Raw genomic sequence first — 24,454 nt, 5'->3', positions numbered from 1 at the left:
GAAGAGAAGTAATATTCGGAGTAAGACTTAAATCTTGCCGAAATAATAATATGACATTTTAATTGTGAAATGAAGAAAGTCCCTTAAAAAAGCGGGACGACGGTCTTTGCTGTATGTTGTTATTCAATGTACATGCCGACAGTCTTTTTTCATTCATAGCAAGGGGAGGTGAAATCATGAGTAGTACTGCAGTTTGGATACTCATCTCCATTTTGCTTGCAACAGTCGGTGCAGTTGTTGGCTTTTTTGTTCGAAAGTCTATTGCTGAAGCGAAGATTAATGGTGCAGCTAATGAAGCGAAACGTATTATAGATGAAGCGAATCGTGAAGCTGAAGCACTTAAGAAAGAAGCGCTTTTAGAAGCAAAGGATGAAATTCATACACTTCGTACAGAAGCTGAATTAGAAATTCGTGACCGTAGAAGCGAATTACAAAAACAAGAAAATCGTTTAATGCAAAAAGAAGAGAACCTTGATCGTAAAGACGAAACGCTCGATAAACGCGAGCAACAGTTAGAAAAGAAAGAGGATTCTCTTGTAGCGAGACAACAACAGATTGAAGAGTTGGAAAGCAAAGTGGGAGAGTTAGTTCAAAAGCAACAAACAGAATTAGAGCGCATTTCCAATCTGACACGCGAACAAGCGAAAGCAATTATTCTTGGTAAAGTAGAAAGTGAAGTTTCTCATGAAATTGCCGTAATGGTAAAAGAAAGTGAAGTTCGTGCGAAAGAAGAAGCAGATAAGAAAGCAAAAGAGATTTTATCTCTTGCAATGCAGAGATGTGCAGCTGATCATGTTGCTGAAACAACCGTTTCGGTTGTAAATCTTCCAAATGACGAAATGAAGGGACGTATTATCGGACGTGAAGGTCGAAATATTCGTACGTTAGAAACGTTAACAGGTATTGACCTAATTATCGATGATACACCAGAAGCGGTTATCCTTTCTGGATTCGACCCAATTCGTCGTGAAACAGCTCGTATCGCTCTTGATAAACTAGTACAGGACGGACGTATTCACCCAGCGCGTATTGAAGAGATGGTCGAAAAATCAAGACGTGAAGTGGACGAGTATATTCGTGAAGTCGGAGAGCAAACAACGTTTGAAGTGGGTGTTCACGGTTTACATCCAGATTTAATTAAGATTTTAGGTCGTTTAAAATACCGTACAAGTTACGGGCAAAACGTCTTAAAACACTCTATGGAAGTTGCATATTTAACTGGACTTATGGCAGCAGAGCTTGGTGAGGATGAAAAACTAGCAAGACGTGCTGGTCTATTACATGATATCGGTAAAGCGATTGACCATGAAGTAGAAGGTAGCCACGTTGAAATTGGTGTTGAACTCGCAACGAAATATAAAGAGCATCCTGTAGTTATAAACAGTATTGCATCTCACCATGGGGACACAGAACCAACTTCTATCATTGCAGTTTTAGTTGCAGCAGCAGATGCATTATCAGCTGCAAGACCTGGAGCTCGTAGTGAAACACTTGAGAACTATATTCGTCGTCTCGAAAAGTTAGAAGAGATTTCAGAGTCTTATGAAGGCGTAGAAAAATCTTTCGCAATTCAAGCAGGACGAGAAGTTCGTATTCTGGTAAAACCAGATACAATTGATGATTTAGAAGCTCATCGTTTAGCTCGTGATATTCGAAAACGTATTGAAAATGAACTGGATTACCCAGGGCATATTAAAGTAACTGTTATTCGTGAAACACGTGCAGTGGAATACGCAAAATAAAGTGGTGAAACACCACTTTATTTTTTTGTGTTGGAATTGGTTAAAATAAAGGAAATTAGTTATATCTAGCATACAAGTGAAACAAACTTATAATAAATATATTGTAAGATAATTACTTGAAGCTATAGTAATAAAAAATGTAGTACATAGGAAGGGTAAGACATATGAGAATATTATTTGTTGGGGATGTAGTAGGATCTCCTGGTAGAGGTATGATTCAACAATACGTACCGGCATTAAAGAAGAAATATACACCTACAGTAACCATTATTAATGGGGAAAATGCAGCAGGTGGACGTGGAATTACGGAAAAAATATACCGAAACTTTTTAGAATGCGGAGCACAAGCGGTTACACTTGGAAATCACGCTTGGGATAACCGTGAAGTATTTGAATTTATTGATGATGCAAAATATCTTGCAAGACCAGCTAACTTCCCAGAAGGCACTCCAGGAAAAGGGCTTATTTTTGTGAACTGTAATGGAACAGAAGTTGCAGTTATTAACTTACAAGGACGTACGTTCCTTCCTCCAATTGATTGTCCATTCCGTAAAGTGGATGAATTAATTAACATTGCGAAAAAACGTACGAATATTATTTTTGTTGATTTCCATGCGGAAACTACAAGCGAAAAACAAGCGTTAGGTTGGTATGTAGATGGTCGTGCTACAGCGGTAGTAGGTACACATACGCATGTTCCTACAGCAGATAATCGCATTTTACCAAGCGGAACGGCATATATCACAGATGTTGGTATGACAGGGCCGTACGATGGAATTTTAGGTATGGACCGAGAAGCAGTATTGAAGAAGTTTTTAACAAACTTACCAGTACGATTTGAAGTGACAAATGGTAGAACACAATTAAGTGCAGTGCTAATTGATGTGGACCCTAATACGGGAAAAGCTAAGAAAATTGAGCGTATCTTAATTAATGATGATCAGCCATTTTTTGAGTAATTCCTATTAAAATTTAGATAAATTATTATTTTTTAATTTTTTAGAAAAATTACAGAAATTTAGCAGGAATACGTGTCATTCCTCGTGAATATAAGTTAAAGTGAAATAATTGCTAATACTTTTTATAGAAACGAGGAGGAAACGCGGAATGGAAATATTAAAAGTTAAAGCAACGTCGGTCCCTAATTCTGTAGCTGGTGCACTTGCAGGTGTTATTCGCGAACGCGGAACAGCAGAAATTCAAGCCATTGGTGCAGGTGCATTGAACCAAGCGGTAAAGGCAGTAGCAATTGCAAGAGGATTTGTAGCGCCTAGTGGTTTGGACCTGATTTGTATCCCAGCGTTTACGGATATCATGATTGATGGGGAAGAACGTACAGCAATAAAATTAATTGTAGAACCTCGTTAAGTTTAAACAACCTGTTTGCAGTATGCAAACAGGTTGTTTTTATAATGGAGGAATGAAAATGAAAATTTTTGATGCTCATTGTGATGTGCTTCTTCAGTTATGGAGTGCACAAGGGAAAAAGGATTTTAAACATGATTCGCAATTACATATTACATTTGAACAGTTAAAGAACAGAAAAGGAAGTATACAATGTTTTGCTATATATGTGCCAGAAACAGTGGCATATGAAAACCGATTTGAAGTAGCATTGCAAATGGTAGATATTTTTTATAATGAAATTTTATCCTTACCAGGTGTGAAGTTTATTCAGACAAAAGATGATATGAACATGTTAAAACAGGACGAGATTGGAGCGATATTAACATTAGAAGGATGCGAAGCAATTGGAAAAGATGCAATGAAATTACGGTTGTTGTATCGCCTAGGAGTACGTTCTTTTGGACTAACATGGAATTATGCCAATCTATTAGCTGATGGTGCGCTAGAGACACGTGGGGCAGGTTTAACGACTTCTGGTAAACATGTTGTACAAGAACTGAATGCGTTACATGTATGGACTGATGTGTCTCATTTGAATGAAAGAAGTTTTTGGGATGTGATTGAAATTGCAAAAAATCCTATTGCTTCCCACTCAAATTGTATGAAACTTTGTCAGCACCCACGTAATTTAAACGATGAACAACTTAAAGCTCTTATAAAGCGAAATGGCATGATCGGTGTCACTTTTGTACCGCAGTTTCTAACAAATGAAAAACAAGCGAATGTAGCAGATATAGTAAGACATATCGAATATATTTGTTCATTAGGTGGAGAGAACAATATAGGGTTTGGTTCGGATTTTGATGGGATAGTAGAAACAGTTGTAAATGTATCAGCGTATCGAGATTATGAAAATGTAATGAACGAGCTTTGTAAACACTATGCTGCATCTACTGTAGAGCGATTTTTATATGATAATTTTGTTGAACATATAAGCTTTTAAAATTTTTGTTTTAAAAATCCAGAAAAATTAGAATTAATTCATTTGATATTATTGCTTTTTTTAAGACCTAATACTAGAATGAAAAACAAAATAGCTTTATACTAAAGATTCAGGGAAATCAGAAGAGGCATAATTTGCGTCCATTGTAGTTTATTTGCATAAAAAATGCTAAACTATTACTGTAAAAAAATACACTACAATGAATGCAGCCAAAAGGGGTGTAGGAGATGATTAGTCAACTTTCATGGAAAGTTGGAGGCCAACAAGGTGAAGGAATTGAAAGTACAGGAGAAATCTTCTGTATTGCATTAAACCGATTAGGATATTACCTATACGGTTACCGCCACTTCTCATCACGTATAAAAGGCGGCCATACAAATAATAAAATTCGTGTAAGTACAACAGAAGTACGCGCGATCTCAGATGATTTAGATATTTTAATTGCTTTTGATCAAGAAACAATTGATTTTAACTTCCACGAACTACGTCCGGGCGGGATTGTAGTTGCAGATGCGAAATTTAATCCGACAATACCTGACAATACAGATGTAAATCTATATGTGATACCGTTTACAGATATTGCATCAGAATTAGGCACATCATTAATGAAAAACATGGTTGCTGTTGGAGCATCAAGTGCGGTATTAGGATTAGATGAAACAGCTTATTTAGATGTTGTTGAAGAGATCTTTGGTCGTAAAGGAGAGCAAGTCGTTCAAAAGAACATGGACGCAATTAAGCGCGGCTCTCAATATATGAAAGAGTTACTAGGTGAGAAAGTAAACATGATGCAGCTTGAAAAAGCTGATGGTCAGAAGCGCATGTTTATGATTGGGAACGATGCGATCGCATTTGGTGCAGTAGCTGGTGGTGCTCGCTTTATGTCTGCATATCCAATTACACCTGCATCTGAAATTATGGAATACTTAATTAAAAAATTGCCAAAAGTCGGCGGAACAGTAATCCAAACTGAGGATGAAATTGCAGCTTGTACAATGGCAATCGGTGCAAACTATGCTGGTGTTCGTACATTAACTGCATCTGCTGGTCCAGGTCTATCTTTAATGATGGAAGCGATTGGTTTAGCAGGTATTACAGAAACGCCATTAGTAATTGTTGATACACAACGTGGTGGTCCAAGTACAGGATTACCAACGAAACAAGAGCAGTCTGATTTAATGGCAATGATTTACGGTACGCACGGTGAAATTCCAAAAATCGTAATGGCGCCAAGTACAGTGGAAGAAGCTTTCTATGATATTGTAGAAGCGTTTAACTTATCTGAAGAATATCAAGTACCTGTTATTTTCTTAACAGATTTACAGCTTTCTTTAGGGAAACAGACAGTAGAACCACTTAAGTTAGATAAAGTGGAAATTCGTCGTGGTAAGCTTGATTTAGAAGCGGAATTACCAGAACGTGAAAATAAAGCATACTTCAAGCGTTATGAAGTAACAGAAGATGGCGTTTCACCACGTGTTTTACCTGGTATGAAAAATGGTGTTCACCATGTTACAGGTGTAGAACATGATGAAACTGGTAAACCATCTGAATCAGCATTAAACCGTAAAGATCAAATGGACAAACGTTTCCGTAAAATGGAGAACTTGAAGTTTAATACCCCTGTTTATAAAAATGTTAAGCATGAAGAAGCAGACGTATTGCTTGTTGGATTTAACTCAACTCGTGGTGCGATCGAAGAAGCAATGGAGCGCTTAGAACAAGAGGGTATGAAAGTAAACCATGCTCATGTGCGTTTAATTCACCCGTTCCCAACAGCTGAAATCGATCCACTTGTGAAAAATGCGAAGCGTGTTGTAGTGGTAGAAAACAATGCAACAGGTCAACTTGCTAACATTATGAAAATGAATCTTGGTAACGGTGAGAAAATTTCTAGTCTTTTAAAATATGATGGGAACCCATTCTTGCCGAAAGAGATTTACAACGAATGCAAAAAAGGGGTTGTATTAAATGGCAACATTTAAGGACTTTCGTAACAGTGTAAAACCAAACTGGTGCCCAGGTTGCGGAGACTTCTCGGTGCAAGCTGCAATTCAACGTGCGGCAGCTAACGTTGGCTTAAATCCAGATGAACTTGCTGTTATTTCTGGTATCGGCTGTTCAGGTCGTATTTCAGGTTATATTAATTCATATGGTGTGCATAGTATTCATGGTCGTGCCCTTCCAATTGCACAAGGTGTAAAAATGGCAAACCGTGATTTAACAGTTATCGCATCAGGTGGTGACGGTGATGGATTTGCGATTGGTATGGGACATACGATCCATTCTATTCGTCGTAACATTGACATTACGTACATCGTAATGGATAACCAAATTTACGGATTAACAAAAGGGCAAACTTCACCACGTAGTGAAGCTGGATTTAAAACGAAAAGTACACCACAAGGTTCAATTGAACCGTCACTAAATGTTATGGAAATGGCTTTAACAGCTGGTGCAACATTTGTGGCACAAAGCTTTTCAAGTGATTTAAAAGAATTAACACAAATTATTGAAGCTGGTATTAACCATAAAGGATTTTCATTAATTAACGTATTCAGCCCATGTGTTACTTACAATAAAGTAAATACTTATGATTGGTTTAAAGAGAATTTAACAAAACTAAGTACAGTAGAGGGATATGATCCGTCTAATCGCATGATGGCTATGCAAACATTAATGGAAAACAACGGATTAGTAACAGGGTTAATTTATCAAAATACAGCGCAGCCTTCATACCAAGAACTAGTAAAAGGCTATAGTGAGAAGCCTTTAGTGCAATCTGATTTAAACATGGATCAGAAAATGTTTGATGAGCTTGTTGCTGAATTTATGTAATGTAAGAAGAGGAGGTTGCCATTTGGCAGCCTTTTTTAATGAGTAAAAATATAAAGCAGTCTTATTTACTTGGAAAATTCAGAATGGTAAAATAATATATAAATCGTTGTATGAAAATTGCATGTTCATTAACTAGGAAATGTAATAATAGGATAAGCCTTCTTCTTTGTAAAAATTGGCGAAACACTTCATACTATGGTAATGTGTATAGGGATAAAGCAATATGCTTTTGAGTAGGACAAAAGAAATACAAAAAGGGAATGTCTATTTGTGTGGGGAAGACTTCATTCTTATAGATGATTAGATTGATTACTCAAGTTTCAAAGGACAAGTATCTCTCAAGCTATCTAACCATTTTTGAGGTGGGTCTAAGCGCATTAAAATGGACTACAAAGTGTGTATAGTTAAGGGTGAAAGGAGATTACCGATGAACGAGCAACAACGATTAGCAAGTCAACAAGTGAATTCCTCTACGAAAAAAGAAGAGAAAGATTATAGCAAATACTTTGAAAGTGTATACCAACCACCTTCCTTAAAAGACGCGAAAAAGCGAGGGAAAGAAGAAGTTAAAATTGAACGGGATTTTGGCTTACCTGAAGAGTTTCGCAATTTCGGTACAGGAAGAAAGTTTTATATTCGTACATATGGTTGTCAAATGAATGAGCACGATACAGAAGTAATGGCGGGTATTTTCACTGCACTTGGATATGAACCAACCTTTTCAACTGAAGAAGCAGATGTAGTATTATTAAATACTTGTGCTATTCGTGAAAATGCTGAAAATAAAGTGTTCGGTGAACTAGGGCATTTAAAGGCACTAAAACGAAGAAATCCTGATCTTTTAATTGGTGTATGTGGTTGTATGTCCCAAGAGGAATCTGTTGTAAATAAAATTATGCAAAAAAATCAGCATGTAGATATGGTGTTTGGAACGCATAATATTCATAGATTACCGTACATTCTAAAAGATGCAATGTTCTCGAAGGAGACGGTAGTTGAAGTTTGGTCCAAAGAAGGAGACGTAATTGAAAATCTTCCGAAAGTACGTCGTGGTGATATTAAAGCTTGGGTAAATATTATGTATGGCTGTGATAAGTTCTGTACATATTGTATCGTACCGTATACACGCGGAAAAGAGCGAAGCAGACGTCCAGAAGACATTATCCAAGAGATTCGTCATTTAGCTGCGAATGGTTATAAAGAAATTACGTTACTTGGACAGAACGTAAATGCATATGGTAAAGACTTTGAAGATATAGAATACGGTCTTGGCGATTTAATGGACGAGCTCCGTAAAGTTGATATTGCCCGTATTCGTTTTACAACGAGCCATCCACGCGATTTCGATGATCACTTAATTGAAGTGCTTGGAAAAGGTGGCAACTTAGTAGAACATATTCACTTACCAGTTCAATCTGGAAGCACAGAAATGTTAAAAATTATGGCGCGTAAATATTCACGTGAGCATTATTTAGAGCTTGTAAGAAAAATTAAAGAAGCAATTCCAAACGCGGTATTAACAACTGATATTATTGTCGGTTTCCCGAATGAAACAGATGAGCAATTTGAAGAAACAATGTCGTTATATCGTGAAGTAGGGTTTGATACTGCCTTTACCTTTATTTATTCTCCGCGTGAAGGTACACCAGCTGCAAAAATGAAAGACAATGTACCGATGGAAGTAAAGAAAGAACGTCTTCAACGCTTAAATGCATTAGTAAATAAATTGGCAATTGAAAAGAATAATCGTTATAAAGGTCAAATTGTAGAAGTGTTAGTTGATGGAGAGAGTAAAAATAATCCAGAAGTACTTGCAGGTTATACTCGTACAAATAAACTTGTAAACTTTGTTGCTCCAAAGTCTTTAATTGGTCAGCTTGTGAAAGTAAAAGTAACGGATGCAAAAACTTGGTCTCTTAACGGAGAATTAGTTGAAGAGCCGATTGAGGTGGAATAATAGATGAAAGTATATTCGAAAGATGAAATTGTTGAGCAAGCGAAAGAATTAGCAAAAATGATTTCTGAAACAGAAGAAGTTGATTTCTTTAAGAAAGCAGAGGCACAAATTCATAAAAATGAAAATGTGAAGCGCGCAATTGATGAAATTAAAGCACTGCAAAAACAAGCAGTAAACTTGCAACATTACGGGAAATGGGAAGCTTTGAAAAAAGTAGAAGCTGAAATTGATGCCCTGCAAGATAAGTTAGATAGCATCCCAGTTGTACAAGAATTTAAATCTTCACAAACATATGTAAATGACTTACTACAGCTAGTTGCAAGTACGATTTCTAACAACGTAACAGATGAAATATTAATTTCAACTAATGGCGATGTATTGAAGGGTGAAACGGGCGCAGCGGTAGAAAGTAAAAAAGGAAATTGTGGTTGTTAAAGAGATGTCGAATTGACATCTCTTTTTTTAGTGGATTAAACGTAAGTTCTTCTGAAAAAAAGAATGACACATTCCGCTATTGTCACGCATATGATTAAGTGAATAGTGATTGAGGAGGGTTACGAATGTCCGAATTTAGAGAGATTATTACAAAAGCAGTGGTTGGAAAAGGACGTAAGTATACAAAGTCAACGCATACATGTGAATCGAATAATGAGCCAACAAGTATTTTAGGGTGCTGGGTAATTAACCACTCGTACGAAGCAAGAAAGAATGGAAAACATGTGGAAATTGAAGGTTTCTATGATGTGAACACTTGGTATTCATTCGATGGCAATACAAAGACAGAAGTTGTAACAGAACGTGTAAACTACACAGATGAAGTAAGCATTGGATATCGTGATAAAAACTTTTCTGGTGATGATTTAGAAATTATTGCTCGTGTCATTCAGCCACCAAATTGTTTAGAAGCTCTTGTATCACCAAATGGTAATAAAATTGTTGTAACGGTAGAACGTGAATTTGTAACAGAAGTAGTTGGCGAAACGAAAATTTGTGTAAGTGTAAACCCTGAAGGTTGTGTAGAATCAGATGATGCTTTCCAAATTGAAGATGATGAGTTTGAAGAGTTAGATCCGAACTTTATCGTTGATGCAGAAGAAGAGTAATAGAAAGCTAGGGAGAAGTTCTTCCTAGCTTTTTACTTTACATAAGTGGTGCTTAGATGAACATGATTGCTAATGAAATGTGCTATAATGAAGAAAGACTCCTGAAATAGGAGATAAGAGTGTCCGTGAAATGTGACATATATGAATATAGATTATTATGTAAGAATTATGGAGGATAAGTATGACGCAATATACGCCTATGATACAGCAATATTTAAAAGTTAAGGCAGACTATCAAGATGCCTTTTTATTTTTCCGCTTAGGTGATTTTTATGAAATGTTCTTTGAGGATGCGGTTAAAGCAGCCCACGAACTTGAAATTACATTAACGAGCCGAGACGGTGGTAGTAGTGAACGTATACCGATGTGCGGTGTACCGTATCATGCGGCTAAAAACTATATTGAACAACTTGTTGAAAAAGGATATAAAGTAGCGGTTTGTGAGCAAGTAGAAGACCCAAAAACAGCTAAAGGTGTAGTGCGCCGTGAAGTCGTACAATTAATTACGCCAGGAACGATGATGGAAGGGCGTACGATTGATGAGAAAGAAAATAACTTTTTAGCCGCATTAACACATTTTGAAGATGGATCATATGCGTTAGCTTGTAACGATTTAACGACTGGGCAAAATACAGTAACGTTATTGACTGGTTCAGTAGAGGATATTTTATTAGAAGTGTATGCAACTGGTTCGAAAGAAATTGTTGTAGATTCTTCCTTTTCTAAAGATGAACTAAACAAGTTAACGGAAACGTTAAAAATGACGATTTCATATGAAGATGCAACGGCAATCCCTGAAGGGTTAGAACATCTTGTGAAAAATGTTTCACAAGCAAAGTTAATTAAAGCAGTTGGACGCTTATTTAACTATGTAATAAGAACGCAAAAACGTTCATTAGATCATTTACAGCCTGTGGAAATTTATTATACGAATCAATTTATGAAAATTGATGTGCATTCAAAGCGAAATTTAGAGCTGACAGAAACACTTCGAACGAAAGAAAAAACAGGATCATTATTATGGCTATTAGATAAGACGAAAACGGCTATGGGTGGTCGTATGTTAAAACAGTGGATGGAACGTCCACTTATACAGAAAGAACGAATCGAAGAGCGTTTAGAAATGGTTGAAACGTTTGTAAATGATTACTTCTTGCGTGAAGATTTAAAAGAAAAGTTAAAAGAAGTATATGATTTAGAACGTTTAGCAGGGAAAGTTGCATTCGGTAATGTGAATGCACGGGACTTATTACAGTTAAGACGCTCGTTACTACAAGTGCCAGCTATTTTAGAAGCGATTAGTTTGTTAGATAACGCGTATGCAGCGAGATTAATTCAAGGTGCAGATCCATGTGAGAGCTTAACAGAATTACTAGGAAGAAGTATTCAAGAAAATCCACCGCTTTCTATTAAAGATGGAGATATTATTAAAGATGGTTATAATGACAAGCTTGATCAATATCGCTATGTGAGTAAAAACGGAAAAACGTGGATTGCTGAGCTTGAAAAACGAGAGCGTGATATTACAGGAATTAAATCGTTGAAAATTGGATACAACCGTATTTTCGGTTACTACATTGAAGTAACGAAAGCGAACCTTGGAGCATTACCAGAAGGCCGCTACGAGCGTAAACAAACGCTTGCTAATGCGGAACGTTTCATTACAGATGAACTAAAAGAAAAAGAAACATTAATCTTAGAAGCTGAAGAAAAAATTGTACAACTAGAATACGATTTATTTACAGCGCTTCGTGAAGAAGTAAAAGTATTTATTCCGAAATTACAGCATTTAGCGAAAGTAATTAGTGAATTAGACGTACTGCAAAGTTTTGCAACAGTTAGTGAAGAAGAACAGTTTGTAAAACCTGTACTAACAACGAAGCGCGAAATCTTTATTAAAGATGGTCGTCATCCTGTCGTTGAAAAAGTATTGAACGGGAAATTGTATGTACCGAATGATTGTATTATGCCAGAGAATATGGATGTATTTTTAATTACAGGACCGAACATGTCTGGTAAAAGTACGTATATGAGACAATTAGCACTTGTAACGGTTATGTCGCAAATTGGTTGTTTCGTACCAGCAACAGAAGCAGTATTACCTGTATTTGACCAAATCTTTACGAGAATTGGCGCGGCGGATGATTTAATTTCAGGTCAAAGTACATTTATGGTCGAAATGTTAGAAGCGAAAAATGCCATTGCAAATGCATCAGAAAGAAGTTTAATTTTATTCGATGAAATTGGACGCGGTACATCTACGTATGATGGTATGGCACTTGCACAAGCAATCATTGAACATATTCACGACCAAATTGGTGCAAAAACGTTATTCTCTACACATTATCATGAATTGACAGTGCTAGAAGACAGTTTAGATCAACTGAAGAATGTACACGTTTCAGCTATTGAAGAGAACGGAAAAGTAGTATTCCTTCATAAAATTCAAGACGGGGCAGCAGATAAAAGTTACGGAATTCACGTTGCGCAACTTGCAGAGCTTCCAGATAGCTTAATCGCTCGAGCGAAAGAAGTATTAGCGCAACTTGAAGGACAGGAAGAAATTATTATTCCAAAGCGTGTAGAAGTGAAAGCGCAGGCGCAAGAAGTTATTCCAGAGCCTGTAGTTGTAAAAGAAGAACCAGTAGAAATAGAAGAGACGAAAGCAGAGACTGAAGAAGAATCACAACTATCATTCTTTGGTGGAGAACAATCTTCGAAAAAACAAGACAAGCCAGTTTTAGATGCAAAAGAAACGGCAGTACTGACGCAAATTAAAAAAATTGATTTACTTGATATGACACCTTTAGAAGCGATGAACGAACTGTATCGCTTACAAAAAAAGTTAAAGAAAGGATGAGTAAGTAGATGGGTAAAATTCGCAAACTAGATAATCAACTCTCTAACTTAATTGCGGCAGGGGAAGTAGTAGAGCGCCCTGCCTCAGTCGTAAAAGAACTTGTGGAAAATTCTATCGATGCGAATAGTACATCTATTGAAATCCACTTAGAAGAAGCTGGTTTATCGAAAATTCGCATCATTGATAATGGGGACGGCATTGCAGAAGAAGATTGTATCGTCGCTTTTGAACGACATGCGACGAGCAAAATTAAAGATGAAAACGATCTGTTTCGCATAAGAACACTCGGTTTCCGCGGCGAGGCATTACCGAGTATTGCCTCAGTTAGTGAATTAGAATTAATCACTAGCACAGGTGATGCACCTGGTACGCACCTTATTATTAAAGGTGGAGACATTATAAAGCAGGAGAAAACAGCGAGCCGAAAAGGAACAGATATTACAGTACAAAACTTATTCTTTAATACACCAGCGCGTCTTAAATATATGAAAACCATTCATACAGAGCTTGGGAATATTACAGATATCGTGTATCGTATTGCAATGTCACACCCAGAAGTATCGTTAAAGCTATTTCATAATGAAAAGAAATTGCTTCATACATCAGGAAATGGTGATGTAAGACAAGTACTTGCATCGATTTATAGCATTCAAGTTGCAAAGAAGCTTGTTCCAATTGAAGCGGAATCTTTAGATTTCACAATTAAAGGCTATGTAACATTACCAGAAGTAACGAGAGCATCTCGAAATTATATGTCAACAATCGTAAATGGTCGTTACGTTCGAAATTTCGTATTAATGAAAGCTATTCAGCAAGGATACCATACATTATTGCCAGTCGGACGATATCCAATCGGCTTCTTATCGATTGAAATGGATCCAATGCTAGTTGACGTTAACGTACATCCTGCGAAATTAGAAGTTCGTTTTAGTAAAGAACAAGAATTACTAAAGCTTATCGAAGAAACATTGCAAGCAGCATTCAAAAAAATACAGCTCATTCCAGATGCAGGTGTAACAACGAAGAAAAAAGAAAAAGATGAAAGTGTGCAAGAACAGTTTCAGTTTGAGCATGCGAAGCCGAAAGAACCATCCATGCCGGAGATCGTTTTACCGACGGGCATGGATGAAAAACAAGAAGAACCGCAGGCTGTGAAACAGCCAGCGCAGCTTTGGCAACCGCCAAAACAAGAATGGCAACCACCACAATCGCTCGTAAGAGAAGAACAAAGTTGGCAGCCATCTACTAAACCGATAATGGAAGAACCGATTCGAGAAGAGAAATCGTGGGACAGTAACGAAGAGGATTTTGAACTAGAGGAATTAGAAGAAGAAGTTCAGGAAATAGAAGAAATCGAAATGAACGGTAATGATTTACCGCCGCTTTATCCAATTGGACAAATGCATGGAACATATATTTTCGCTCAAAATGATAAAGGCTTATATATGATTGACCAACATGCCGCGCAGGAACGTATTAATTATGAATACTTCCGTGATAAAGTAGGACGAGTAGCACAAGAAGTACAAGAACTACTCGTACCATACCGTATCGATTTATCTCTTACCGAATTTTTACGTGTCGAAGAGCAACTAGAAGAACTAAAAAAAGTTGGACTATTTTTGGAGCAATTCGGCCATCAATCCTTTATCGTTCGCTCGCATCCAACGTGGTTCCCAAAAGGGCAAGAAACAGAAATTATCGATGAAATGATGGAGCAGGTCGTTAAACTAAAAAAAGTTGATATTAAAAAATTACGTGAAGAAGCAGCCATCATGATGAGCTGTAAAGCTTCAATTAAAGCAAATCAATATTTAACGAACGATCAAATATTTGCTTTACTGGAAGAACTTCGTACAACAACAAACCCATACACATGCCCGCACGGAAGACCAATTCTTGTGCATCATTCTACTTATGAGTTGGAGAAGATGTTTAAGAGGGTTATGTAGGGATAATATGATTTAATAAAAAGAAGCGATGAAATAAATCGCTTCTTTTTTGTTTAGATATTCTTTTTTTATAAATTCTTCATCTGTAACCAATTATAGAAAAATTATATGAATCCATAGTTTTCATACAGGTTGCATGTAAAAACTTCTTTTTCTCTCAATGTTTTTTCTTTTCCTTATAGAATCCTTATAATTATCATTTATTCTAGAATTACAATATACGAGGAGGAAGTTTAGGATGAATGAGATTATGTTAGAAACAAAAAATCTTTGTAAAACATTTAGAAAGCAAAGTGTCGTACAAAATATTTCGCTTTCTGTACCGAAATATTCAATCTATGGATTGTTAGGTCCTAATGGAGCGGGGAAATCGACCACTTTAAAAATGATAACAGGCATGCTTACACCTACTTCTGGTGAGATTTACTTTGATGGTCATAAATGGACGCGGCACGATCTACATTCTATTGGTGCTTTAATTGAGTCTCCTCCGCTTTATGAAAATTTAACAGCAAGAGAAAACCTGCAGGTTCGTACGACTGTTTTAGGTTTGCCTAAATCAAGGATTGATGAAGTATTGCATATTGTGGAGCTAGAGAATACAGATAAGAAAAAAGCGAAGGATTTTTCTATGGGGATGAAGCAACGACTGGGAATTGCGATTGCATTGCTGAACCATCCGAAATTTTTAATATTAGATGAGCCGATGAATGGACTGGATCCTTTTGGAATTCAGGAATTAAGAAAACTCATTCTATCCTTTCCTGGAAAAGGAATTACGGTCATTTTATCGAGTCATATTTTAAGCGAAGTAAGTCAAATTGCAGATCATGTTGGGATTATATCAGGTGGTGTATTGGGGTATCAGGGGAAATTGAATAAGAATGATGACTTGGAAGATTTATTTGTACAAGTGGCTGGAAAGTATAGAAGGGAGGCATAAGAAATGAATCTATATATTGCATCTGAAAAAATTAAAATTAGACATACTTTTTTGAATAAACTTATATGGCTAGTTCCATTTGCTACAATACTAATTGCCTTTTTATTATCGGCGGATTATTTTCAATTATCTAGTTACAACTGGTGGTACATTACGATGCTTCCGGGAATGGTTTCTTTAAGTTGTGTACTTCTTGCGGAGAAAGATAAAAAAATGAATAATCGTTCCATTTTATCGTTACCAGTTTCATTAAAACGAGTGTGGATTTCTAAAGTATTACTAATTTTAGGGATTTTGAGTTTTTCATGCATACTGTTTTTCTGTGGAATCGAGTTATCTAGTTTACTAGTAAATAAAGAGAATTTCCGCATCATTCCTACGGTAAATGCACTATTAGGAAGCGTTCTTTTAATCGTTACTTTTATGTGGCAAATTCCAATCTGCTTGTTTTTAGGTAACAAAATAGGTCTATTTCCGACGCTTCTGTTGAATGTAGGGGCAAATGGAATTTTTGGAGTTGTATTGGCAACAAAAAATATTTGGATGATTAGTCCATACACATATCCAAGTAGACTGATGATCCCTATTTTGAAAATACTACCAAATGGTTTGTATGCAGAAACCGGAAGTGTAACGTTTAAACCAGAACTACTTTCCTACGATGTGATTTTGCCAGGCATAGTAATTTCTGTTGTGTTGTTCCTGTTATTCACTTATGTGACGGCAAAGTGGTTTGAAAAGCAGGAGGCAAAATAATATGGCGGTTTTGTCGAGGATATTAAGAGCTGATTTTATAAAAATGAAACACACGATTTTTTTCTGGATACATGTAGCGATGCCAATCATCGGTATTGCTCTTTTTTTAAGTTATTATTCCTTTTCAAAATTTGATTCTATAAATAAAGTTTCAGGCTATATACAAGTATTATCGATATCTTTTCCGTTGCTAATTAGCATAGTGTGTTCTTCTGTCGTGGAACAGGAAGCTTTGGCAGGAAATTTTAAAGAACTTTTATCAACGGAATACGGAAGACGTAAAGCGTTAATTAGTAAAGTATGTTTACTTTTAATATGTGGGTTTTGTTCCACTATGTTGGCAGTCGTTGGGTTTGCGACAGGTTTTCATTTTCTGTTAGGACAAAATGAAATTCCATTTGCTTTGTATGTTGAAATTTCATTCATTCTTTTTAGTTGTCAAATCTTTATGTATATATGGCATCTGTTCTTAAATTTTCGCTTTAGTAAAGGTGTTTCCATTGGGATTGGAATTATAGAAAGCTTGTTGGCAGCTTTAATGCTTACAGGGATGGGGGATGTAATTTGGAAATACATACCGTGTGCATGGGGCGCGAGATTATGCAATTATTTTTTGGGATACAAATTAAGTCCTAGTTCTATTCGTGTCTTAGCAGTAGAGGCAGCAACTGGAGCAGTGATTTGTGTTTGTTTCACGATCATTGCATTTGTTATTTCTCTTATGTGGTTTTCCTTTTATGAAGGACGCAAAGAAATGTAAGTGTAATTTTATTATAATGGAAGAGTGGGGAGGGATTCTATATGGCAAGAATATTAGCAATTGATGATGAAGACGGCATCCTTTACATTATAAAAAGTGCTCTAGAGAAAGAAGGTCATGAGGTAACAGCCGTTAGTAATCCTCTTACTATACCAAAGGGAAAATTTTGTCATTTTGATTTAATTCTGTTAGATGTCATGATGCCAGAAATAGATGGTTTTACACTTTGTAAGGAAATACGGGATTTGGTTGATAGTCCAATTGTATTTCTAACAGCCAAAACAATGGAGAAGGATCTAATCACAGGGCTTAGTCTCGGTGGAGATGACTATATTACAAAACCTTTTGGAATTGGAGAACTGCGTGCGAGGGTATCCGCGCATGTAAGGCGTGAGCATAGAGAAAAGCAAAATGCATTTTTCCTGTCAGGTCTTACATTTCATCTGTCATGTAAAGAAATATGGTATGACGATACATCTATCGCATTTACGAAAAGTGAGTATGGAATTTGCGAATATCTAGCTTTGAATCATGGACAAGTATTTTCAAGAGAAAAGATTTACGAAAATGTTTTTGGTTATGAGGGAGAAAGTGATAACCAAGTAATTGTGGAACATATTAAAAATATCCGTCATAAATTATCTAAGTATGGCATGAATCCAATAGAAACAGTATGGGGAATTGGTTATAAATGGAGAAAATGAAAAAGCAAGTCAACCTTAGTAAGATTTTAATACAGTATATTTTTGCATTTTCAATAGGGACGATTGCTTTAGTGACTTTTTTTATGATTCTATTCCAAGTTGGAGTTAACGCAGAAATAATCTTACCAGCAAATTATTATGAAAAACAGATTGAGTCGCAAAGAGATGCTATAGTTAAAGCGGAACAGGAAGATGATCAAATTTTAAAACAATATAAATATGCTCTGTATGATTTTTCAGGAAACGTTATACAAGGGAGTATTAATAAAGATTATGCAGGACAAATATGGAATAACATACATAATGATGAAAAAGGTGACAGTACGTACTACTATGCAATTATAGAACGCGATAAAGATATTTGTGTCATTCTATATACGTTACACGCTACTTTTAAAAATCCTATTTTGCAGAAGTATTTACCGAGTCCGGAAGTTTGTGAAATTGTTCTTTTTATTCTACTATTTGTTGCCGAAGTGATATTTCTATCTCGCTCTTTTGGTAAATCATTGTCAAAGGAAATGATGATTTTGAGAAAGGTAACAGATAAAATTCAAAAGGAAGATTTAGATTTTCAAGTGGAACAATCTAAAATAAAAGAAGTGAATGAAGTATTAACTTCTTTAGTAAAAATGAAAGATGAATTAAATCATTCGTTACGTACACAGTGGAATATGGAAACAAATAGAAGAGAGCAGATTGCTGCTTTGGCACATGACATTAAAACGCCGTTAACGATATTGAGAGGGAATGCAGAGCTATTAAATGAATCAATGCTAGATTCAAATCAGAAGAAATGTAATGAGCATATTTTGAAAAGTATTGATGAGATGGAAATATATATGAAATCTTTACTCGATATTACGAAATGTGAGGAAGGCGCTCCACTTCAATTCAAGCAAACAGATCTCCGAGACTTTATTCATAATATTATAGAAGAAAGTGCAATTTGTGTTTTAGGCAAACAGTTAAATCTAATTGAAAATGTTCAGGACATACCAAATTTTATTCCTATTGACGAGACCGCTTTGAAAAGAGCAATTATGAATATAATGATGAATGCAATTGAATATTCTCCGACAAAGGGTGACTTGATGTTCTCAGTGGAAATGATTAGTGAAAAACTGCAATTTATTGTAGAGGACTCGGGAAGAGGGTTTACAGAAGAGGAAATGCATTCAGCTACAGAGCAGTTTTATAGGGGAGATAAAAGTAGAAACTCCAAAGATCATCATGGAATGGGGTTATACATTGCTAAAAGCTTTGCAAAGCAACACGGTGGAAATCTTTACTTAAGTAATTCGAAAAAGCTGTACGGTGCAAAAGTTGTTTTGGAAATATCAGCGAAGTAGAGGGAGGGGGGCAGATTATAACAATTCGCTCCTTTTTAATATACTTCTTTTACAACTATATGTTAAAAATTCATTTATAAACTAGAGATAACCTCAACCTATTTGTAATTTATATGTACGTTCTTAATTTGTTTGTAAGGAAAGAGGTTTTTAATTTACAGACTTATCGGAATTATGTAAAGTGTAGATAAAACCATAAAATGGGGTGTTCTTTATGTGTACTAGTTTGACATTAGAGACAAAAAACGGTCAGCATCTTTTTGCAAGAACGATGGACTTCACATTAGATATGAATCAAGAAGTAATAATCATTCCTCGACATTACCAGTGGAATAATATAACTGGTGAAATCATTAATACGAAACATGCTACGGTCGGAATGGGAATTAATCATCAAGGAAGGATCATTATGGCGGACGGAGTAAATGAAGCAGGTATGACATGTGCAACACTCTATTTTCCAGGATTCGCTACGTATAGTCAAAGCATAGATGACAATAAAACGAATTTAGCTCCATTTGATTTTGTGACTTGGAGTCTTACACAATTCAATTCTGTCAAAGAGTTAAAGAAATCTGTAGATAGCCTTACCTTTTTGGATATACCGTTACCGGATTTAGGACTTACGCCACCACTACATTGGATTTTGGCAGATAAATGGGGAGATTGTATTGTACTGGAGCCGACAAATGAAGGATTAAAAATGTATGACAACCCACTAGGAGTGATGACGAATAGTCCGGAGTTTAATTGGCATTTGCAAAATTTAAGACAATACATAGGTCTTAAATCGCAGCCATTCGCGCCAACAGAGTGGAGTAACTTACCATTAAGTGCTTTTGGTCAGGGATCGGGCTCAATGGGACTTCCAGGGGATTTCACTCCACCCTCAAGATTTGTGCGGGCAGCATATGGCAAACAAAACATTCAAGGTATAGATAGCGAAGAAGAGGGAGTATCAGCCCTTTTTCATATCTTATCAAATTGTGAGGTTCCTAAAGGTGGAGTAATAACAGAAGAAGGTGCATTAGATAATACCATATATACAAGCGTAATGTGTATGGAATCCGGAACATATTATTATCATACTTACGATTGTAGACAAATTATAGCTGTTCATTTATTTCATGAAAATTTAGATACAGATGAGATTAAAGCCTATCCGTTCCAACGGAAACAAAAAATATTTTATGAAAACTAAGTAGCTTTGAAGCAACATTTGGTAAATTTTTAAATATATATAATAGGGCAATAATGACCTATATCATTCTTGGCTACTTCTTTAACTTTGGGATTTATCATAAATCTACTCCTTTCTTCAATGACTCCAACGAGTAGAAATTTGCTGCTAGGAGCATTGGCTAAGGAGCAGTGAAGGTGGAATTTATTTATAAATAGTAAAGAACCAAAAAGGTGTGGAACATATCCATACCTTTTTGGTTCTTCTATTATCTATGTATAAAAAAGCGCTGTATATCAGCACTTTTTAAAAGTACATGAGTTGTATAAGAAAAACTTATATATTACCTATAACTATACAAGGTCTAATATAGATTCTTATTTGATTAATTGTTATAAGAGCCTATACGCTTATTTATTTTTATTATTATTAATTTTTTCCGTATATAGCACCTGCTCTTTATAATGCTTCTTAATTGGGAAAGTATGTGTACCAGAGCCGTTTTTGAAATTTTTATTGATAGGGTTTTTTAGCGGGATTGTTGTAGTTTCGGTAAATTCATATGGGTAGTTTATTTTAGATTTATCTTCAAACATGAAAATGCCTCCTTTTAGGATTTCCTGAATTCTTTACTATAACATGATATGCATATAGATTTTTTTTGGACTAGTTATTTATAGAGGTTAATGGAATTTAATTACGAAACTACTGAAATATTTTAAAGGAAAATAATTTGTGAAATATATGATATTGATTTTTGTTATTTGTTTGGGGAGGTGTTTTTTGCATATGTATTCGTTATAAATTGTTTTTATAATATGATTCATATAGGTTTTTCCTGATAATATAATGCGGAATATTATAGTGTTATTATGTTATTAGGAACATTTAATGCTGTTTCATAACTGAAAGGGAATTGAAAAAAAACTGAAACTTTTCTCATAAAAATTCAATCTAACTTGAAAAATGAAAGGAAAATGAAATTTTCCAAAAGATATTCTTTGTTAAGATAAAAAACATACATAAATAAAGTGTTGACATATCTTAAAAATGTATTTTCAAGATATAGTGGGGGAAAAGATGAGAATAGAAAAACAATTAATAAAAAAGATGTATTATGAAACATTTCTAATGGAGAATGTAACAAAACCACCTCTTGACGTGCTTGGAGAAGCTTATATAAGCGAAGAAAAAAATGAGATTTCTGATGGATCTTATATTCGTTTTGCGCAAGGTGAATTTTATTATCAGCATCAAGATTTTGAAGCAGCTATTTTTAAATGGGAGAAGGTTAGTAATGAATTAGCACCATGGGCACAAAAAAATATTGCGGATGCTTATTTCGAACTGAATCAATTAGCAGTTGCTGAAAATGTTTATACTTCCATTGCTACTGATAATATAATATTGATGACAGAAATTAGATTACAATTACTTTCTCTTTACATAGAGCAAAATAATTTTGAAGCAGCTTTCGCTGTTATTAAAGAAGCGGTTTCTTTAAATCCGGATTATCCGAATGTCACAAAAATTGCCCGTTCCTTTTATGAGGAACAACAAGATTTTGATAGTGCAGTAGAGCTTGCTGTGAATGAGTTAATTCGAATAGAATCTTATCCTTGGTTTGAGGTGTTAAAAGGATATATCGATAAAGGATTTACTAAACATATTTCACCAGATTATTTTTATGATGCATTAGTTACATTAAATAATGTAGATCAAGTACAATTTACGCAAATGGTTTCATCACTTTGGAACAGTTATAAAAATGAACAAAATTACTTATTGTGGCTTAACACAATAAATGAATTTTTCTTACATATTGAAATAGAGTCGTCCGATATATGGGACAAAATTTCTTCTCTTTACGAAGAAACATACTTTGCATTAATTCAAGGGCAATATATGCTTAAACAATTACACGATATCATTCCAAGTCTTTTAACAAATTGGTTAAAAGTAGTCAATCCGTCTTATGCTGTATTTCCATCAGCAGCTGTATTGGCATGGGATGAGATTTTTCCATCTAAAATAGATTCAGGCGATATACAACATGCGGAAAAGCTACTGTTATATTCTATGAATCATGTGAATGGTTTAGAGTACAGTCTACATCTTTTTGAATCTATTACACAGTGGGCACAAAAGAACAATATAGAAATAGGTCAACGATTTAGATGGTTAGTTGACGAACTTGCAGATTTAAGAACAAATCGTATTTTAGTAACAGGAACTTCAGGGAACGGAAAAACTACATTTATCAACTCTATATTAGGAGAAAATCTATTAGAAAAATCAATTTCAAATGTAGTAGTTTTAAAAAATGATGCTCATACAGAAATTAACGCCATAACAGATGCTGCAATTACAACAACGGAAGATATCTCTGATTATCATAATATGATGTCTCAACACCATCAAACGTATAGAGATAGAGCATGTGTTGAATTTAAATTACCATGCAAATTTTTAAGTGAAAATAAACTTACATTTGTAGTTACACCTGGCTTTAATAGGAATAACGACACTAGGGATGAGGTATTTGAATATCTAAATTCTGTGGATGAATTATTGTTTGTATTGAATGCGGATTCACCTTTTACTGATAAAGAGCGTGATATTCTATTAAGCATTCAAGAGCATACACCAAATTTACAAGTGCATTTCTTATTAAATAAAATCGATAACATTTATAGTGAAGCAGAAGTGAAAAGAGTATTACATGATACGGCAGCGAGAATAAACACATATTTCCCGCATGCGAGGATTTTCCCTTATTCTTCGTTATATACGAGTAATCAACAATTGAATGAGTTAACTGAGTTTATTCATTTTAACTTTAATTATAAAAATATTGATGCAGAACGTACTGAAAAGCTATTGTTCTTCATCCGAAAAACAATTACATATCTTTTAGCTAAACGCGTTGAGAAAGAAAACAATCTAGTGGATGCGATTAAGTGGAATGAAGATATGCTAGTGAAACTAAACGGTAGCATGAATAACCTTACTGCATTTGAGAGGGAAAAAATTCATTTCATTACAGAGTCATATCGTACAATGAAAACGGAAATTACGAATGATCTTACTGAAAATATACCGAAGGTATTACAGAGTTGTTCTGATTTAATAAGTGAAGAAAGCGATTTCGGTCACATGGATACGCAACTAAATAAAGCAATGAATGAAAGAGTGCATAAATATTTAGAACAAACGGTATTACCTCATCTTGCTCTTTCTATGCAAAATTGGATTGCAACTTCTCATAATGAGCTCCTTCAAAGTCAATCGTACTTAGAAGAACTTAGTGAAGGACTTAATTCTTTATTTGGAGAAAATCGAATACAGTTAGAATGTGACTTTAAAGTGTTGGATGACTGGCGCAGAGATACTGACAGAATGACGACTAGAATACAAATGGATGAAGTAAATATTTTACGTCGATTTACGCCAGCACAATTTTTACTGAAAAGTGCCGGTAAATTATTTGGAGTTCTTCCTAAAAATAAAACTATGTTATATAACAAATACAAACAGTATGTAGAAAATGAAGATTATACTGAGGTAACGGATTCTATTATGAAGAAATTTTTCTTGCCATTTGAGCTATTCGAAAACACACAAGAGCGAGATATTCATATCTTCTTTAGGAATCCATTTAACTCCTTGAAACAAGCTGTAGAAAATATGCAATTAGAAATACAAGAAAAACAAGAGATGTTACATAAAATGAAATCAAATCCTGAAGTTTATCATGATTCTATCATGCTCTTTGAATTGAGATTACGTCAATGTGAAGTAATTTTACATATGGGTGATGATCATACTTATACAGATGTAATGTTAGAAACAAGTGCAGAATAAAAGTAAAATATTTAAGATTTTTTATGTGAAATTGCATCACATGTTATAAGAGAGTAAAAGGGAGCAACTGTAATGAGTTGCTCCCTTTGCATA

19 protein-coding genes are annotated in these 24,454 nt (G+C 35.1%); 18 read left to right on the top strand and 1 reads right to left on the bottom strand.

The genetic code is table 11. The annotated features are described in order from the left end of the window. Positions 1 to 176 precede the first annotated feature (176 nt). The 17 genes from rny to PSR14_RS19380 all read left to right on the top strand — a co-directional run bounded on the left by rny (position 177) and on the right by PSR14_RS19380 (position 20,518). Entirely contained in the window at positions 177 to 1,742 is a 1,566-nt protein-coding gene (rny, locus tag PSR14_RS19460; protein ID WP_000099355.1) for a ribonuclease Y, read from the top strand. Between the two features lie 164 nt (positions 1,743 to 1,906). Beyond that, entirely contained in the window at positions 1,907 to 2,701 is a 795-nt protein-coding gene (locus PSR14_RS19455) for a TIGR00282 family metallophosphoesterase (protein WP_001221095.1), read from the top strand. A gap of 148 nt (positions 2,702 to 2,849) precedes the next feature. Further along, positions 2,850 to 3,110, top strand: coding sequence for a stage V sporulation protein SpoVS (gene spoVS / locus PSR14_RS19450; protein WP_000404341.1), 261 nt, complete (start codon positions 2,850 to 2,852; stop codon positions 3,108 to 3,110). Between the two features lie 58 nt (positions 3,111 to 3,168). After that, a complete protein-coding gene (locus PSR14_RS19445) occupies positions 3,169 to 4,092 on the top strand; it encodes a dipeptidase (protein ID WP_000688035.1) in 924 nt (307 codons plus the stop codon). Positions 4,093 to 4,319: 227 nt separating this feature from the next. Continuing rightward, positions 4,320 to 6,077 (top strand): 2-oxoacid:acceptor oxidoreductase subunit alpha, encoded by a 1,758-nt coding sequence (locus PSR14_RS19440; RefSeq protein WP_000625425.1) that lies wholly within the window; start codon positions 4,320 to 4,322, stop codon positions 6,075 to 6,077. Then, on the top strand, positions 6,064 to 6,930 hold the full coding sequence (locus PSR14_RS19435) for a 2-oxoacid:ferredoxin oxidoreductase subunit beta (RefSeq protein WP_000190154.1): 867 nt from the start codon (positions 6,064 to 6,066) through the stop codon (positions 6,928 to 6,930). Before PSR14_RS19440 ends, PSR14_RS19435 begins: the two co-directional genes overlap by 14 nt. A 427-nt stretch (positions 6,931 to 7,357) precedes the next feature. Then, entirely contained in the window at positions 7,358 to 8,887 is a 1,530-nt protein-coding gene (miaB, locus tag PSR14_RS19430) for a tRNA (N6-isopentenyl adenosine(37)-C2)-methylthiotransferase MiaB (RefSeq protein WP_001005403.1), read from the top strand. 3 nt (positions 8,888 to 8,890) lie between these two features. Beyond that, positions 8,891 to 9,322, top strand: coding sequence for a RicAFT regulatory complex protein RicA family protein (locus PSR14_RS19425; protein ID WP_000870462.1), 432 nt, complete (start codon positions 8,891 to 8,893; stop codon positions 9,320 to 9,322). A gap of 125 nt (positions 9,323 to 9,447) precedes the next feature. Beyond that, positions 9,448 to 9,990 carry an outer spore coat protein CotE gene (cotE, locus tag PSR14_RS19420; RefSeq protein ID WP_001288798.1) on the top strand — a complete coding sequence of 181 codons (543 nt, stop codon included), beginning with the start codon at positions 9,448 to 9,450 and terminating at the stop codon, positions 9,988 to 9,990. Positions 9,991 to 10,171: 181 nt separating this feature from the next. Further along, positions 10,172 to 12,850: a DNA mismatch repair protein MutS gene (mutS, locus tag PSR14_RS19415; RefSeq protein ID WP_061131610.1), complete on the top strand. Its 2,679-nt coding sequence runs from the start codon at positions 10,172 to 10,174 to the stop codon at positions 12,848 to 12,850. Between the two features lie 8 nt (positions 12,851 to 12,858). Further along, positions 12,859 to 14,802, top strand: coding sequence for a DNA mismatch repair endonuclease MutL (gene mutL, locus PSR14_RS19410; protein WP_098486979.1), 1,944 nt, complete (start codon positions 12,859 to 12,861; stop codon positions 14,800 to 14,802). A 238-nt stretch (positions 14,803 to 15,040) separates the two neighbouring features. Continuing rightward, positions 15,041 to 15,745, top strand: coding sequence for a lantibiotic protection ABC transporter ATP-binding protein (locus PSR14_RS19405; RefSeq protein ID WP_001002802.1), 705 nt, complete (start codon positions 15,041 to 15,043; stop codon positions 15,743 to 15,745). A gap of 3 nt (positions 15,746 to 15,748) precedes the next feature. Continuing rightward, positions 15,749 to 16,501, top strand: a complete 753-nt coding sequence (locus PSR14_RS19400; protein ID WP_001055399.1) for a lantibiotic immunity ABC transporter MutE/EpiE family permease subunit — start codon at positions 15,749 to 15,751, stop codon at positions 16,499 to 16,501. A 1-nt stretch (position 16,502) separates the two neighbouring features. Then, positions 16,503 to 17,261 carry a lantibiotic immunity ABC transporter MutG family permease subunit gene (locus PSR14_RS19395; protein WP_000279845.1) on the top strand — a complete coding sequence of 253 codons (759 nt, stop codon included), beginning with the start codon at positions 16,503 to 16,505 and terminating at the stop codon, positions 17,259 to 17,261. 41 nt (positions 17,262 to 17,302) lie between these two features. Further along, on the top strand, positions 17,303 to 17,965 hold the full coding sequence (locus PSR14_RS19390) for a response regulator transcription factor (protein WP_098486980.1): 663 nt from the start codon (positions 17,303 to 17,305) through the stop codon (positions 17,963 to 17,965). Then, complete coding sequence (locus tag PSR14_RS19385) at positions 17,953 to 19,317, top strand: sensor histidine kinase KdpD (RefSeq protein WP_000413918.1); 1,365 nt, start codon at positions 17,953 to 17,955, stop codon at positions 19,315 to 19,317. The genes PSR14_RS19390 and PSR14_RS19385 overlap by 13 nt, the downstream gene beginning before the upstream one ends. A gap of 214 nt (positions 19,318 to 19,531) precedes the next feature. Then, entirely contained in the window at positions 19,532 to 20,518 is a 987-nt protein-coding gene (locus PSR14_RS19380; protein ID WP_061131611.1) for a choloylglycine hydrolase family protein, read from the top strand. A gap of 389 nt (positions 20,519 to 20,907) precedes the next feature. Here the strand turns inward: PSR14_RS19380 and PSR14_RS19375 are convergent, their stop codons facing one another. After that, positions 20,908 to 21,093 carry a hypothetical protein gene (locus PSR14_RS19375; protein WP_000461128.1) on the bottom strand — a complete coding sequence of 62 codons (186 nt, stop codon included), beginning with the start codon at positions 21,091 to 21,093 and terminating at the stop codon, positions 20,908 to 20,910. A 454-nt stretch (positions 21,094 to 21,547) separates the two neighbouring features. On the opposite strand from PSR14_RS19375, the gene PSR14_RS19370 reads away from it, so the two are divergent. Next, on the top strand, positions 21,548 to 24,361 hold the full coding sequence (locus PSR14_RS19370) for a dynamin family protein (protein ID WP_113732387.1): 2,814 nt from the start codon (positions 21,548 to 21,550) through the stop codon (positions 24,359 to 24,361). The last annotated feature ends 93 nt before the right edge of the window (positions 24,362 to 24,454 follow it).

It is taken from the genome of Bacillus sp. A01H (assembly GCF_045277205.1).
Taxonomy (GTDB): Bacteria; Bacillota; Bacilli; order Bacillales; family Bacillaceae_G; genus Bacillus_A; species Bacillus_A paranthracis.
Note: the sequence above shows the minus strand (reverse complement) of the source record. Positions and strands in the feature narration are given on the sequence as shown.